General features: G+C 71.9%; 8 protein-coding genes. 4 read left to right on the forward strand and 4 right to left on the reverse strand.

Features of this window, described 5'->3' with window-relative positions; translation table 11 throughout:
* Positions 1-6: 6 nt before the first annotated feature.
* Positions 7-888 carry an MBL fold metallo-hydrolase gene (locus tag G569_RS54350; RefSeq protein ID WP_053227468.1) on the forward strand — a complete coding sequence of 294 codons (882 nt, stop codon included), beginning with the start codon at positions 7-9 and terminating at the stop codon, positions 886-888.
* Here G569_RS54350 and G569_RS0135665 read toward each other — a convergent pair.
* Positions 885-3,641 carry an ATP-binding protein gene (locus G569_RS0135665; RefSeq protein WP_037501260.1) on the reverse strand — a complete coding sequence of 919 codons (2,757 nt, stop codon included), beginning with the start codon at positions 3,639-3,641 and terminating at the stop codon, positions 885-887. The genes G569_RS54350 and G569_RS0135665 overlap by 4 nt on opposite strands.
* 67 nt (positions 3,642-3,708) lie before the next feature.
* Here G569_RS0135665 and G569_RS0135670 point away from each other — a divergent pair, with 67 nt between their 5' ends.
* The 3 genes from G569_RS0135670 (at position 3,709) to G569_RS0135680 (ending at position 10,500) form a co-directional block, all read left to right on the forward strand.
* The gene (locus G569_RS0135670) at positions 3,709-6,438 is read left to right on the forward strand and encodes a helix-turn-helix transcriptional regulator (protein ID WP_053227470.1); all 2,730 of its coding nucleotides are present in this window, start codon (positions 3,709-3,711) and stop codon (positions 6,436-6,438) included.
* A complete protein-coding gene (locus G569_RS54355; protein WP_053227471.1) occupies positions 6,431-9,163 on the forward strand; it encodes a helix-turn-helix transcriptional regulator in 2,733 nt (910 codons plus the stop codon). Before G569_RS0135670 ends, G569_RS54355 begins: the two co-directional genes overlap by 8 nt.
* A 116-nt stretch (positions 9,164-9,279) precedes the next feature.
* On the forward strand, positions 9,280-10,500 hold the full coding sequence (locus G569_RS0135680; protein ID WP_084286069.1) for an epoxide hydrolase family protein: 1,221 nt from the start codon (positions 9,280-9,282) through the stop codon (positions 10,498-10,500).
* Between the two features lie 55 nt (positions 10,501-10,555).
* On the opposite strand, the gene G569_RS0135685 is transcribed toward G569_RS0135680, so the two are convergent.
* The 3 genes from G569_RS0135685 to G569_RS0135695 form a co-directional block, all read right to left on the reverse strand.
* The gene (locus G569_RS0135685) at positions 10,556-11,257 is read right to left on the reverse strand and encodes an alpha/beta fold hydrolase (protein ID WP_028066960.1); all 702 of its coding nucleotides are present in this window, start codon (positions 11,255-11,257) and stop codon (positions 10,556-10,558) included.
* Positions 11,258-11,351: 94 nt separating this feature from the next.
* Entirely contained in the window at positions 11,352-14,069 is a 2,718-nt protein-coding gene (locus G569_RS0135690) for an ATP-binding protein (protein ID WP_028066961.1), read from the reverse strand.
* Positions 14,070-14,090: 21 nt separating this feature from the next.
* On the reverse strand, positions 14,091-15,209 hold the full coding sequence (locus G569_RS0135695) for a catalase family protein (protein ID WP_028066962.1): 1,119 nt from the start codon (positions 15,207-15,209) through the stop codon (positions 14,091-14,093).
* Positions 15,210-15,215 lie beyond the last annotated feature (6 nt).

Below are 15,215 nucleotides of genomic sequence, written 5' to 3' on the forward strand. Positions count from 1 at the left end.
GGCACCATGAGCCTCCACTACGACATCTTCATCAACCAGCCGCCGGCCCAGGAGGGCGTCCTGCCCAACGGCGAGCCCAAGCTGTTCTCGCCGATGGCCAGCACGCTGATCTACGGCGAGCGGGACGCGGTCCTGACCGACCCCGCGATGACCACCGACCAGGCACACGCGCTCGGCGACTGGGTCGCGGGCAAGGGCCGCAACCTGACCGACATCTTCGTCACCCACGGTCACGGCGACCACTGGTTCGCGGCGAACGTGCTCGCCGAGCGCTTCGATGCCCGCGTCGTCGCCAGCGCGGGCACGATCGCGCAGATGCGCGGCAACGTCGCCGCGCGGCCGGTCCTCTGGGACAAGGTCTACGCGGGCATCCCCGACTCGCCCGTCACGGCGGTGACCGTCCCGGACAACCGCTTCGCGCTCGAGGGGCACGAGCTCGTGATCGTCGAGGTCGGCGACACCGACAGCGCCGACACGACGGTGCTCCACGTCCCGGCTCTCGACCTCGTCGTCGCCGGCGACTCGATCTACAACGGCGTGCACATGTACCTCAGCCAGACCGTGCTCGTCGGCGGGTTCGGCCCTTGGCGCGCCGCGATCGACACGATCGAGGCGCTGCACCCGCGACGCATCGTCGCCGGCCACCAGAACCACGAGCTCGACGACGACGCGGACCGCCAGATCGCCGAGACCCGCCAGTACCTCGACGACGCCGAGGAGCTGCTGCAGACCGAGGACACGGCGGAGGGCTTCTTCAACGCCAAGCTCGAGCGCTACCCCGGCCACCTCGGGCGCACCGTCCTGTGGGCCGGCGCGCGCGGGATCTACGGCGTCCGCGAGCACCCCGACGCGGACGTGCGGCAGATCATGGCCGGCTCCTGGCTCTAAGGAACGGGCATCAGCTCGGCCTCGCGCTCGGGCAGCGCATCCGCGAGCTCGCGGCGCGAGGTGATGCCGAGCTTGCCGAGGATCTTGCGCATGTGCCACTCCACGGTGCGGTGGCTGAGGAAGAGCTGGGCGCCGATCTCCGGGTTGGTCAGGCCGTCGCGGGCCATGCGGGCGATCTGCGCCTCCTGCGGGGTGAGCTCGTCGCGCGTGTCGTCGCTGCGCTTGCGGACGGTCTCGCCGGTGGCGGCCAGCTCGCGGCGCGCGCGCTCGGCGAAGGCGGCCGCGCCCATCCCATCCAGCGCGGCGTAAGCGGATTTGAGTTGGGCACGCGCATCGACGCGACGCCCCTCGCGGCGCAGCCACTCGCCATACACGAGCTCGGCGCGCGCGTGGTGGACGACGACCTTCGAGCGGCCGAGCTGCTCGATCGCCTCACCGTAGAGCGCGTCGGCCTCGTCGCCACGGGCCAGCAACGCACGCGAGCGGGCCTCGATCCCGCGCGCCCACGGCGTGGTGCTCAGCGACGAGCGCTCGAGCAGGTGCGAGAGGGCAAGCTCGGCCGCGGCCGTGTCGCCGTTGCACACCGCGGCCTCGATCAGCTCGGGCAGCACCCACACGTTGAAGCCGAGCCCATCGTGGTCGTATGCGCGCCGCGCGGCCGCCTGCGCCTCGCCGTATTCGCCGTATCCGAGGTGCAGGGTGGCGACGGCCCACTCGCCGACCTCCACCGCGAACCCCTCGCCGCGCGCCGTCCCACCGGCGATCGCGGCCTCGCGCAAGGCGTAGGTGCGTTCGCGATCGCCGCGCCAGGCGGCGAGCAGCACGGCGAAGTCGGCGATCGGGACGCTCGAGGTCGCCGTCGTGATCGTGTCGGCCTCGTGCACGAGCTGCTCGCAGACGCCGAACGCGCCGGCGAACAGCTGGTGGGCCGCCGAGTAGTTCAGCGCGAACGGGAGGACGCCGAGCGCGCCGCGGTCGCGAGCGGTCGCGGCCAGCCCCGTGGCGATCGCCGCGCAGGCGTCGTCGTTCCACAGATCCATCGCGAGCTGACAAGCGAGCCAGCACCAGACGATGTTCTCGTGCCGGAAGCCCTCCTCCTGGAACACGTCGAGCGCGTGTGCGACCGCGGGCAGCGCGGGCTCGTAGCCGCGCGCGAGCCTGGTGGTGAGCCCGCGGAGCAAGAGGTCGATCGAGCGCGGAGAGCCCGTGGCGGCGGCTGCGTCGGCGGCTTCGAGGACTCCCTCGGCGCGTGCGAAGCGCCCGCTGCGCACGGCCGCCCAGAGCGCTTCGAGGTGGGTCTCGCGGGCGAGCTCGGGGTCGAGCGGCTCGAGCCGGCGCGCGGCGGCGCTGAGCATCGCCGGCGTGTCGCTCCCGCGTGTGCGGGTGAACGCGATCCGCGCCCGGAGACGATCCACACGCGCGCGCTGGAGCTCGTCGAGCGGGCAGCTCAACGCGACGATCAGCAGCGCCTCGGCGGCGTCCGGCGCGCCCGCGTCGAACTTCGCGTGCGCGGCTGCCAGCGCACGCGTCCCGCGCTGCCCGGGGTCGGGCGTGAGCTCGGCCGCACGCTCCAGGAACGCCGCCGCCGCGGTCATACCGCCTCGGGACCGGGCGCGCGAGGCCGACTGCTCGAGCTCGACCGCGATCTCCTCGTCGGGCACGGCGGTCGCGTGCGCGCGATGCCACGCGCGGCGGTCGGGATCGGCGGCTGGATCGGTGGCATCGGCGAGCGCGGCGTGCACGCGACGGCGCACGGCCGCGGGCGCGGCGCGGTACGCCGCCGAGCGCACGAGCGGATGCCGGAAGCGCACGCGCGCTTCGAGCGAGATCAACCCCTCGGTCTCGGCGGCGCCGATGGCATCGGGCCCGATCCCGAGCCTCTCGAGCGCACCGAGCAGGAGGGTGACGTCCCCGACAGGTTCGGCCGCGGCGGCGACGAGCAACTGCCGCGTCGCCTCGGGCAGCGCCTCGATGCGGCGCAGGAAGCTCGCTTCCACGCGGCCCGCGACGGCCTGCTGCGGGAGGCCGAAACCGCCGGCGAGCTCGGCCGGCGTCAGCCCCCGCGGCAGCTCCAGCAGCGCCAGTGGGTTGCCGCGGGTCTCGGCCACGATCCGATCGCGCACCTGCTGGTCGAGACCGCCGGCGAGGGCCGAGTCGAGCAGTTCGCGAGCGTCCTGATCGTTGAGTCCTCCGAGCGTGAGATCCGGCAACCCGCCGAGCACCCGCTCCTCGTTCGGCTCGCGGACGGCGAACACGATCGCCAGCCGCTCCGCCGTCAGGCGCCGGGCGACGAACGACAGCACTTGGACCGACGTCTTGTCGAGCCATTGCACGTCGTCGACGAGGCACAGCAGCGGCTGCTCGTCGGCGGCGTCGGCGAGCACGCCGAGCGCCGCCAGCGCCACCAGGAACGGATCCGGGACCGGGCCTTCGAGCAGCCCGAACGCGACCCGCAACGCGTCGCGTTGCGGCGGCGCGAGCGCGGCGGCGCGGTCGAGGAGCGAAGCGCCGAGCAGCTGCTGCAGGCCGGCCAACGGCAGTTCGAGCTCGGACTCGACGCCGGCCGCCCGCGCCACCGCGAACCCGGTGCCGACGGCGGCCGTGTAGTCGAGCAGGACGGACTTGCCGACGCCGGGCTCGCCGCGCAGGACGAGCACCGATCCGTGGCCGCCGCGCGCCTCGTCGAGCACCCGCTGGAGCGCGGCGCACTCGGCGTCCCGGCCCAACGGCGCACTCACCTTGGCCACGTCCATCGCAGCGTCCCGATCGCCGACGTTACCGCAACGCCCCGAACGCGGCACGTAGGATGCGTCATTGCCGATGAGTAACCGCGCTCCCGGACTGGGTCGGCGTGCAGGCCTGCGCGGGCGGGCGAACGAGCTTGTGCTTCTCGACGGCGTTCTGTCGGCGATCCGCGCGGGCGAAAGTCGCTCATTGGTACTGCGGGGCGAGGCCGGGATCGGGAAAACGGCGCTTTTGGAGTGCTTGGTCGAGTCGGCGGCGGATGTGACGGTCGTCCGAGCCGTCGGCGTCGAGTCTGAGATGGAGCTCGCGTTCGCCGGTCTGCACCAGGTGTGCGGGTCGTTGCTCGACCAGTTGGACCGCCTGCCCACACCACAGCGGGACGCGCTCAGCGTCGTCTTCGGCTTGAGCGCCGGCCCTCCACCGGACCGGCTGTTGGTCGGCCTGGCACTACTGACACTGCTGTCCTACGCGGCCGAGGACCGCCCGTTGCTCTGCGTCGCCGACGACGCACAGTGGCTTGACCGAGCCTCCGCGCTCACGCTGGCGTTCGTCGCCCGGCGCCTGCGCGCGGAGTCGGTCGCGATGGTGTTCGCCTCGCGTGAACCCGGCGAGGAGCTGCGGCAGCTCCCACAGCTCGAGGTGATGGGTCTGAGCAAGGCGGACGCCGGCGCACTGCTGGGCGCCGGCGCGCGGTTCACGGTGGAGGACCGAATCCGGGATCGGTTCCTCGCCGAGGCGGCCGGCAATCCGCTGGCGCTCCTCGAACTTCCACGAGGTCTGACGACGCTGCAGCTGGCAGGCGGCTCCGCGCCGTCGGGCGATCACGGGCTGAGTCGGAGGATCGAGGAGAGCTTCGTGCGGCGGCTCGGGACGTTGTCCGACCAAGCACGGCGTCTGGTCTTGCTCGCGGCGGCCGAGCCGGTAGGCGACCCTCGCTTGCTCGAGCGGGCGGCCGCGCGACTCGGGATCACGGCCTCGGCGGTCGACGCCGAATCCGACGGCCTACTGACGATCGGCGAGCGCGTCAGCTTCCGTCATCCACTGGTGCGTTCCGCGGTGTACCGATCCGCCGCGGCGGCGGAACGACGAGCGGCTCACCTGGCCCTGGCGGAGGCGACCGATCCGACCATCGATCCGGACCGCCGGACCTGGCATCTGGCTGCCGCCGCAGCGGGACCTGACGAAACCATCGCTTCGGCGCTCGAGTCCGCGGCCGCCCGGGCGCAGGCACGCGGAGGTCTCACCGCAGCGGCGGTCTTCCTGCAGCGCGCGGTGGCGCTCACCCACGACCCGGAGCGGCGGACGGAGCGCGCGCTGGCCGCGGCCGACGCCAGTCGTCAGGCCGGCTCGTACGACGCCGCGCTCGGGCTGCTGGTCACGGCTGAGGCGGCGATGCTCGACGCGTCGCAGCGCGCCCGGGTGGAACTCGTGCGCGGCGAGATCGCCCTCGCCGCCGGTCGTCTCGAAGAGGCTCCCCGACTGCTGCTGACCGCGGCCAGGCAGCTCGCGCCGTTCGACTTGGACCTCGCCCGCGAGACCCATCTGACGGCATCGGTGGCTGCGAGTGTCGGCGGGCAGAGCGATGTCGTCCTGGAGATCTGGCGGGCGGTTCGAACGCTTCCGGTCCATCAGGGCGCGCCCCGTCCGCTCGACCTGCTGCTGGATGGGCTCGCCCTGCTCGCGCTGGAGGGACACCCCGCTGCGACGCCGACGTTGCAGGACGCCGCACGCGCGCTGGCCGAGATCTCCGTCGAGGACGTGCTGCGGTGGGGCTGGGCCGCCACCGGCCCGAGCGCAGCCGTGTGGGACGACGAGGGGTATCGAAGGATCTCGGCACGCCTGGTCGCGCTCGTCCGCGACGCCGGTGCGCTCGCCCAGCTCCCGCTCCACCTCTTCTCGCTGGCGATGGGAAGCGCGTGGGCAGGAGATTTCGCACACGCCGCCTCGCTCGTGGCGGAGGCCGATGACGTGCTGTCGGCGACCTCAAGCCGGCTCCCGAACAATGCGGCGACGAGACTCCTTGCCCTGCAGGGCAGGGAATCCGAGGCTCTGGCCGCGATCGCGAGCGACGTCGAGCAGGCGGCGGCAGGCGGGCCGGGGATGGCGGCCAGTTGGGCTCACTGGTCGGCAGCGGTGCTCTACAACGGGCTCGCCCGCTACGAGCAAGCGGCGTCGGCCGCGAGGCAGGCGTCGGCGAGCTCGTTCGACCCGTGGGCAGCGATGTGGGCGCTGCCGGAACTCGTGGAGGCGACTGCACACACGGGTGACCTCGAACTCGCACGCGACGCGTTCGACCGCTTGGCCGCGACGACACGGCCCAGCGCGACGGCCTGGGCGCGCGGTGTCGAGGCTCGCTGTCGCGCTTTGCTGAGCGATGGGGACGAGCCTGACGCGCTCTATCGCGACGCGATCGAACTGGTGCGTCGCACCGAGCTCCGCCCCGAGCTCGCGCGCTCGCATCTGCTCTATGGCGAGTGGCTGCACCGTAGGGGTCGCCGGCCCGAGGCCCGGAAGCACCTCCATGCGGCGTACGACCAGCTCGTCTCGATCGGGATGGAAGCGTTCGCAGAGCGTGCGCGCGCGGCGCTCCTGGCGACGGGCGAGAACGTACGGCAGCGGGCGGCCGGGACCCAAGACCCGCTCACATCGCAGGAGCGGCAGATCGCGCGGCTCGCCGGCGAGGGCTTGTCCAATGCGGAGATCGGTACGCAACTCTTCGTCAGCCCGCGCACTGTGGAATGGCACCTGCGCAACGTCTTCACCAAGCTCGGGCTTCGCTCTCGGCGAGAGCTCGCGGATGTCTGAGCTTCGCGGGCGCGCCGAAGAATGCGCGCGGCTCGACGCGCTCCTCCGGGACATCCGCCGCGGCGACAGCCGGTCATTGGTGTTGCGCGGCGAGGCCGGCGTCGGTAAGACGGCGCTGCTCGAGTACGTGGTCGACGCGGCGGCGGACGAAACGGTCGTCCGCGCGGTCGGGGTGGAGTCCGAGATGGAGTTGGCTTACGCCGGCCTGCATCAATTGTCGGCTCCGCTGCTCGATCGGCTCCCGCGTCTCCCCGTTCCTCAGCGTGAAGCGCTCGAGATCGTGTTCGGCGTGCGCGCGGGCCTGGCGCCGGATCGGTTTCTCGTGGCGTTGAGCGTACTGAGCCTGCTCTCGCTGGCCGGCGAACGCCGTCCTCTGCTGTGCGTCGTCGATGACGCGCAATGGCTTGATCAGGCCTCGGCGGTGACACTGGCCTTCGTGGCTCGTCGTCTGTTGGCGGATCCGGTCGGGATCGTGTTCGCGGCGCGCGACCCGGGAGAGCTGTTGCGGCAGCTACCGGAGCTCGAGGTGCGAGGTGTCAGCCGGTTCGAGGCGCGTGCGCTTCTGAGCACGGCGGTCCGCTTCAAGTTGGATGAGCGCGTTCGCGACCGGATCGTGGACGAGACGCGTGGGAATCCGCTGGCGTTGCTCGAGCTGCCGCGAGGGTTGACGGCCGTACAACTCGCGGGCGGCTTCGGGTTGCCCGAGGCGCAGGCGCTGACGGGACGGATACAGGAGAGCTTCGTGCGCCGGCTGGAGACGCTGTCGGGCGACGCGCGGCGGTTGTTGCTGCTGGCCGCGGCGGAACCGCTTGGAGACTCGTTGCTGCTGTTGCGGGCATGCGATCGACTTGGCATACCGAGTTCGCTCGTCGACACGGAGATCGAGGGATTGCTGACGATCGGCGAACGGGTGACCTTCCGACATCCACTGGTCCGGTCGGCGGTCTACCGAACGGCGACGGCGCATGAACGACGGGTGGTTCACCTGGCGCTGGCCGAGGCCACCGATCGAGACGTCGATCCCGACCGTCGAGCGTGGCATCTCGCCGCTGCGGCGATGGGCCCCGACGAAGAGGTGGCGGTGGAGCTGGAGCGGTCCGCCGCCCAAGCGCAGGGCCGTGGAGGCCTGGCCGCCGCCGCCGCGTTCCTGCAGCGCGCGGCCGCGCTCACGCAGGACCCGGCGCAACGCGCGGCGAGAGCGCTGGCTGCGGCTCACGCGAGCTTTCAGGGCGGCGCATTCGACACGGCGCTGGAACTCTTGGCGACGGCGGAGGACGGCCCGCTCGACGCCCTGCAGCGTGCGCAGGTGGACCTACGGCGCGGCCACGTGGCGTTCGCCTCGGGGCTTGGCCGCGATGCTCCCGCGTTGCTCCTGGGGGCAGCGAGGCGACTTGAGGCGCTCGACCTCGATCTCGCCCGCGAGACCTACCTGACGGCCTGGGGCGCCGCGGCGTTCGCCGGTCCCGCCGCCGGCGGCGTGCTCATGGAGACCTGTCGCGCGGTCCGGGAACTCCCCCCGCCGAGCGGGGCTGCTCGTCCCCTCGCCCTGCTGTTGGACGGCCTCGCTCTGTTGACCACCGACGGCCATGCCGCCGCCGCACCGACCTTGCAGCATGCGGTGCGGTTGCTCAGCCGCATCCCCGTGGGCGACGTCCTGCGCTGGGGGTGGGCGGCGACAGCCGCGAGCGACGCGATCTGGGACGAGGAAGCCACACGTCTGCTCTCCGCGCGACACGTCAAGCTCGTTCGGGATGCTGGCGCGCTCTCCGAGCTGCCGATCCACCTCGCTGCGTCGGGACTGGCGAAGGTGTGGGTCGGCGACTTCGGAGGCGCTGCCTCGCTGATCGCAGAGAGCGAGGGCGTGGCAGCGGCGACCGGCAGTCCGATCGCGCCCTACACGCTGCTGAGGCTGCGGGCATTGCAGGGCCGCGAAGCCGAGGCTCAGGCATCGATAGCGAGCGCGATCGACCGGGCCACAAGCGAAGGTCAAGGCTTGGCGGCGGCCTGGGCGCATTGGGCGGCCGCCGTCCTGTACAACGGTCTCGGCCGCTACAGCGAGGCAGCGTCGGCTGCGTCGCAGGCGACCTCGTACAGGTTCGAGCCATGGGTCTCGAAGTGGGCACTGCCAGAACTCGTCGAGGCGGCCGCACGAGGGAACGATCGTGAGCTCGCGCGCGACGCGCTCGCACGGCTCATGGAGACGACGCAACCGTGCGGCACCGACTTCGCGCTCGGCATCGAGGCTCGCTGTCGAGCGCTGCTGACCGACGGCCCGGCGGCCGATGCCTCGTATCGAGAGGCGATCGATCGGCTGGGCCGCACTCAGCTGCGGCCTGAGCTTGCCCGGGCGCACCTGCTGTACGGCGAGTGGCTGCGACGCGAGAATCGCCGGCGGGACGCCCGCCGGCAGCTCCGCGCCGCTCACGACCAGTTCGCGGCGATCGGCATGGCGGGGTTCGCTGAGCGCGCCCGTGGCGAGCGTCATGCGACCGGCGAGAGGGTGCGCGAGCGAACCGTCGCGACCCGCGACGATCTGACCGCGCAGGAGCGTCAGATCGCGAGCCTGGCCGGCGACGGGCTCTCGAATTCCGAGATCGGTTCGCGCCTGTTCTTGAGCTCGCGCACCGTGGAGTGGCATCTGCACAACGTGTTCACCAAGCTCGGGATCAGGTCCCGTCAAGAGCTGCCTCGGACGGAACGATCCACGGGGATCCGCACCCCGTGATCGCGAGACACGGGGACGAACCCCCGGGGCCGAATACCAGGGTTTCACGGGCGCCATCTCGCCGCGCGTCGACCAGCGTTGTCGTCGCACGGTTCAGCAACCCGAGGAGGGCGAGCATGGCTGTTACGACCGCGTCGCAGGTGGACGCCACGGCAATCCGGCCGTTCACGATCGAGACCCCCGAAGCCGAGGTGGAGGATCTGCGCGCACGTATCCGGGCGACGCGCTTTCCCGAGAAGGAGACGGTCGCGGACGCTTCGCAGGGCGTGCAGCTCGCGACGATGCGGGCGCTCATGCGCTACTGGGGCACCGAGTACGACCTGCGGTCGGTCGAGACGCGGCTGAACGCGCTTCCGCAGTTCCTGACCGAGATCGACGATCTCGACATCCACTTCATCCACGTCAAGTCGCGTCACGCCGACGCGCTGCCGATGATCCTCATCCACGGCTGGCCCGGGTCGGTCGTGGAGATGCTGAACGTGGTCGGCCCGCTCACCGATCCGACGGCCCACCAAGGCCGCGTGGAGGACGCGTTCGACGTCGTGATCCCGTCGATCCCCGGTTACGGATACTCCGGCAAGCCGACGGCGAAGGGGTGGGGTCCCGACCGGGTCGCCCGGGCCTCGCTCGAGCTGATGAAGCGCCTCGGCTACACGCGTTTCGTGGCGCAAGGCGGCGACTGGGGCGCGGTGATCGTTGACCTGATGGGCGCGCAGTCGCCGCCGGAGCTGCTCGCCATCCACTCCAACATGCCGGGCATCCTCCCGCCGGAGATCGCCTCGCGGTTCGCGCCGGTCAACGTCGCTCCCGCGCCGGCGGGGCTCTCCGCCGAGGAGCAACGGTGCTATGACGACGTCAGCGACGTCTACACCAAGGGCATCGGCTACGCGATCCAGATGCTGCTGCGTCCGCAGACGCTCTACGGCATCGCCGACTCGCCCGCCGGGCTGGCCGCGTGGATGATCGACCATGACGCTCGCAGCTACGACGACATCACCCGCGCGTTCGTCGATGGGGCGCCCGTCGGCAACCTCACGCGGGACGAGGTGCTGGACAACATCACGCTCACGTGGTTCACGAACACGGGCATCTCGTCGGCGCGCCTGTACCACGAGAACGCGTTCGGGTTCTTCGACGCCAAGGGCGTCTCGACCGTGCCGGTCGCGGTGAGCGTCTTCCCGCGCGAGCTCTACCAGGCGCCGCGGAGCTGGACGGAGCGCGCCTACCCCAACCTCATCCACTACAACGTGCTCGACCGCGGCGACCACTTCGCGGCCTGGCAGGAGCCGCAGCTCTTCTCGGAGGAGCTCCGCGCCGCGTTCCGGTCAGTCCGCTAGCGCCATCGCACACAGAATGGCCCGCGAGAACGCGGGCCATTCTCCTCGTGGCGCTTTACACCGTCGCCGCGACCTCGAGGCGGGCGGCGCGCTTGATCGCGTCGGCGGTGACCTGCGGCTGCGAGACGTAGATCGAATGGCTGCCGGCCGCCTCGTCGACCGTCGCGCCGATGCGGGCGGACATCGTCCGCTGCGCCGGCGGCGGGATCATCCGATCGTCACGGGCGATCAGGTACCAGCTCGGCTTGTCGCGCCACGCCGGCTCGGTGATCGCGCCGGTGAGCGCCTCGACGCCCCACGGAACCTGTGAGTCGGCCATGAAGGCGGCGTCGTGCGCCGGCAGGTCCGCCGCGAACGAGCCCGCGAACTTCTGACGGTCGAGGAACAGGAACCCGTCGACGGGAGGCAGGATCGGCGGCTGCGGACCGTCCTGGGGGAAGCCGGCGATCAAGGTGTTCACCGACTCCGCGGCGTCCGGCGCGAAGGCCGCGATGTAGACGAGGCCGGCGACGCGCTCGTGGCGTCCGGCTTCGGTGATCACGGCGCCGCCGTAGGAGTGGCCGACGAGGATCGCCGGACCGTCCTGTTGGTCGAGCGCGTTGTGGGTGGTCTCGACGTCGCTCTCCAGGGAGAGCGTCTGGTTCTGCACGACGCTCACGTTGAACCCGTCGGCCGTCAGCAGGTCGTAGACGCTCCGCCAGCCGGACCCGTCGACGAATCCGCCGTGGACGAGCACGACGTTGCGCACATCGGTCATGGATGACCTCCTCGTTGTTGGCTTGGCCGGCTCCCACCTTGGTGGGGGAGGGCGTCTGTCGCATGCGTCAGGTGACGACGCTTCTCGGCGGCGCTTACGTACGTCGTGGCGGCGTGAGCGCGGCGCCGAGCTCGGCCCGCGAGGTGATCCCGAGCTTCGGGAACACGCGGTACAGGTGCGTGCTCACGGTGCGGTGCGAGAGATAGAGGCGTTGCCCGATCTCACGGTTGGACAGGCCTTCCGCCGCCAGCTGCGCGATCTGCAGTTCCTGTGCCGTCAGCTCGTCGCGCGCTTCGGGGACCCGCCGGCGGCTGCGCTCCCCGGAGGCGCGCAGCTCCTGGCGCGCCTGCTCGCTCCATGGCGCACAGCCGAGCGCGTCGAACGTGTCGCGCGCGGAGCGCAGGACCGCGCGCGAGTCGCCGACCCGGCGCCGGCGCCGCAACCACTGCCCGTAGGCCAGCTCGATCCGCGCGCGCTGGTACGGCCAGCGGCTCAGGTCGCTCGCGAGGACCGCTTCGAAGCGCTCGCCGGCCTCGGCCGGTTCGGCCACGAGCGCCCGGGCGTGCCCGAGGACGAGCGCGATCCAGGTCCCGGGCTTGCGGCCGGCACGCGCCTCGACCTCCGCCACACGCCGCCGAGCGGCATCGTGGCGATCGATGTGCAACGCCGCTTCAGCCAGGTCCGCGATGAGCCAGGACGAGATCACGGGGTGATAGGCCGAGTCGCCGACCGCGAACAGCCGCTCGGCGCAGGCGTACGCATCCGCGTGACGACCGTCGGCCAGAGCGGCCAGCACCTTGCCGAACTGTGCGAATGCGACCGTGATGTTCGCGCCCACCGGCTCCGCCACCAGCTCCGCCTGGACCGACAGACGTTGTGCCTTCTGCTGGTCGCCGCGCATGGCGGCGACCATGGAGAGGGCCGTGTCGGCCGCCGCCGCCCACTGCGGTTCGCCGATCTCCTCGGCGAGCCGCCGCGCTTCCTCTCCGGCCGTGATCGCCACGTCCCAGTCCCCGAGCCGGGCAGCCATGCTCGCGTGCAACACGAGCAGCCGCGGAAGGTGCCCGAGCCGCCCTTGCGTGCGCGATTCGCCGACCGCCGCGGCCAGGAAGTCGTCGCCGAGGTCGAACGCACCCGCCACCAGCGCGGCCGGCCCGTAGAAGCGCGCGGCGTCGGCATCCAGCCGGTCCGGTCCCGCCGCGCACCTCAGGCGCGCCAGCACCCCGGCCGCGTGACCGGTGGGATCGGCGTAGGCGTGAACCGCGAACACGCGCGGGTCCTCGGCCGTGGCATCGCCCAGCCGCCGCGCGGCCGCGATCAGGAGTCGTCTCGCCTCGGGTCCCGGGTCGGCCCACCAGGCGCGCGAGGCGACCAGCCACAGCAGATCGACGTGCAGGTCGTGATCGCCCTCCTCGCCCGCCCGCTCGGCGGCGGCGATCAGCGACGTGAACCGTTCGATGTCCCCGAGCGGGCGCGTGAACGCGGTCTCCTCGACCCAGACCGCGCGGGCGCGCTCGAGCTCTCCGAGCGCCAGCTGGTTGACCTCGCCCAGCAGCCGCTCGACGATGTCACGGCGCCCGAGCTCGACGGCCAACGCCGCCGCGGTGAGCAGTCGCCGGCTGCGCCCGGCGGACTCGCCCAGCTGGGCGGCGCGGCCGATCGCCGTGACCGCGACGGCCAGCGCACCGCGACGGCGCGCCCGGTCCCCGGCCGCCTCGAGCTCGAGCGCGACGTCCTCGTGCTCGCCCGTGAGCAGAGCCGCACGATGCCAGGCGCGGCGGTCGGGCTGCTCGTCCAGCACGACCGCCAGCGCTTGGTGGACCGCGATCCGCTCCGCCAGGCTCGCGCTCTGCGCCACGGCGGAGCGGATCAGCGGGTGCCGGAATCGCAGCGCGTGTAGATCGACGCTGACCACGTCGGCGTCGACGGCCGGCGTGAGCGCGTCGACCTCCACGTCCGCCGCCCGGAGGATCTCGTCCAGGCCATCGCCGTCGTTGAGCGCGGCCACGAGCAGCGCGCGGCGCGCCGGCGCGGGCAGATCCGCCACGCGACCGGCGAACGCACGCTCGAGCCGTTTGGTCAAGGGCGTGCCGCCACCGTCCTCGTTCCCGTGCGCGGTCGCCGGGAGCTCGAGCAGCGCGAGCGGGTTGCCCGCGGCCTCGCGCAGCACCTGGGCGCGCAGGACGAGCGAGAGCCCGGGCGCGCTCGCGTCCAGCAACGCGTTGGCCGCCGCCTCGTCGAGTCCGGCGAGACGATGCTCGGACAACCCGACGTCGGCCAGCACCGCGTCGTATCCGTCGCGCGTCGCCGCCACCACGACGATCGGATCGGCCTCGATCCGCCGCGCGACGAAGGCGAGCACGTCCAGCGTCGGCCGGTCGAGCCATTGCGCGTCGTCGACGACCGCCAGCACCGGCGCGACCTCGGAGAGCAGATCGAGCACCGCCATGGCGATCCGGAAGTGCTCTGGCGCCTCCTGATCGGTCAGACCGAACGCGGCATCGAGCGCGGCGCGCTGGACCGCCGGCAGCTCCACGACCCGCCCGCGCACGGGACGCAGCAGCTGGTGCAGGCCGGCGAACGGCAGATGCGCCTCCGACTGCACTCCGGCGGTGCTCAGCACGCTGATGTCCCGGACGTGCGCCGCCCGCGTCGCCTCGGCCAGCAGCGCGGACTTGCCGATCCCCGGCTCGCCTCGGAGCACCAGCGCCTGCCCGCGGATGGCGACCTCATCCAGCAGCGACACCAGCAGCTGCTGCTCCTGCTGACGGCCGATGAGCGGCGCCTGCGCGCGAAACGTGTCGGCGGGCACCGCTCGAGCGTATCCGGGTTCCTACGCCAGCACCTCGTCCGCGCCGGCGGGTTCGCGCTGCGGCTGGTGGTTGAGCTCGCGGCGGATCCTGGCCGAGGCGCTGTAGATGCGACGCACCTGCATCATCTCGCCAAGCGGCCGGTGCGCGTCCGTGACCCGCCACTGGTTGAAGGCGAGCGCGTCGGCCCGCTCCACGTTCTCGGGCCGCGTGATGTCCTGCTGCGGGAGATGCACGCGGCCGACGGTGACGAAGGGGGACAACGTCTCAGGCCATTCCACGGTGAGCACGTTGACGGGCATCGCCTCGAGGTCGGTGGACAGCTGGACCTGGAGGTCGAAGTCGAAGGCGCGTGCTCGAAGCTCGTCGGCGAGCACGGGCCCGAACACGTCCGGTCCGGCGGTGACGTCGACCTCGGGGTGGAGCGCTTGCGCGGCGCTCTCCGCGACGGGCGCGACCCGGACCTTGGCGACATAGTCGCCGTGGCGGACCGCGCCCATCGACCAGTACGTGCTCAGCAGCGGGTTGCGCACCGGCAGCTGCGCGGCCTTCGCGAAGGCGAAGACCTCGTCCCACGCCCAGTCCGACTGCTCGAACGTGCCCTTGCCGGTGAGCAGGTCCGTCAGGAGCTCGTGGAAGCCGGCCCTGCCGCGCGCAAGGTACTTGCCGCTCTCGTTGCCGACCTCCTGGAGCACCAGATAGTGCCTGGCCGTGTTCGCGACGAAGGTCGGGTTGTTCTTGAGCACGAGGTCGAACGTGGTGCTGTCCGGCTCGTCGTCGACGAGCTTGGGCCCGTCGATGTCGAACAGCTTCATCGCGAAGCCGAGGACCGGTCCGAGGTGCGCGTCGGGACCCAGATGGTTGGAGGCGCTGGAGAAGCGGATCAAGGCGTCATGACGGCCCGGCGTGCCGTAGATGCCCTGGGCGTAGGGCTCCGGCACGCCGGGCAGGAACTCGACCTCGGCCTTCACCGCGCCGAGCGTCTTGGCGTGCGCACCGCGCACGGCTCGGCCGGTGCCCTCGCTCTGAGGCGATGCGCTCACCAGCTTCTCCCAGAACGCGATGATCCGCGGCAGCAGGTCGTCGAGTTCCGGGTCGATCGTCTCGATCTCGGGTGCGTAGCGCACGAAGTCGGATGTCATCGGTCC

This window comes from Solirubrobacter soli DSM 22325 (assembly GCF_000423665.1).
In the GTDB taxonomy this organism is placed as follows: Bacteria; Actinomycetota; Thermoleophilia; order Solirubrobacterales; family Solirubrobacteraceae; genus Solirubrobacter; species Solirubrobacter soli.

Excerpts from the sequence above, each read along its gene's own strand:
- G569_RS54350 (WP_053227468.1), top strand. The coding sequence starts at position 7 with ATGAGCCTCCACTACGACATCTTCATCAACCAGCCGCCGGCCCAGGAG.
- G569_RS0135665 (WP_037501260.1), bottom strand. The coding sequence starts at position 3,641 with ATGGACGTGGCCAAGGTGAGTGCGCCGTTGGGCCGGGACGCCGAGTGC.
- G569_RS0135670 (WP_053227470.1), top strand. The coding sequence starts at position 3,709 with ATGAGTAACCGCGCTCCCGGACTGGGTCGGCGTGCAGGCCTGCGCGGG.
- G569_RS54355 (WP_053227471.1), top strand. The coding sequence starts at position 6,431 with ATGTCTGAGCTTCGCGGGCGCGCCGAAGAATGCGCGCGGCTCGACGCG.
- G569_RS0135680 (WP_084286069.1), top strand. The coding sequence starts at position 9,280 with ATGGCTGTTACGACCGCGTCGCAGGTGGACGCCACGGCAATCCGGCCG.
- G569_RS0135685 (WP_028066960.1), bottom strand. The coding sequence starts at position 11,257 with ATGACCGATGTGCGCAACGTCGTGCTCGTCCACGGCGGATTCGTCGAC.
- G569_RS0135695 (WP_028066962.1), bottom strand. The coding sequence starts at position 15,209 with ATGACATCCGACTTCGTGCGCTACGCACCCGAGATCGAGACGATCGAC.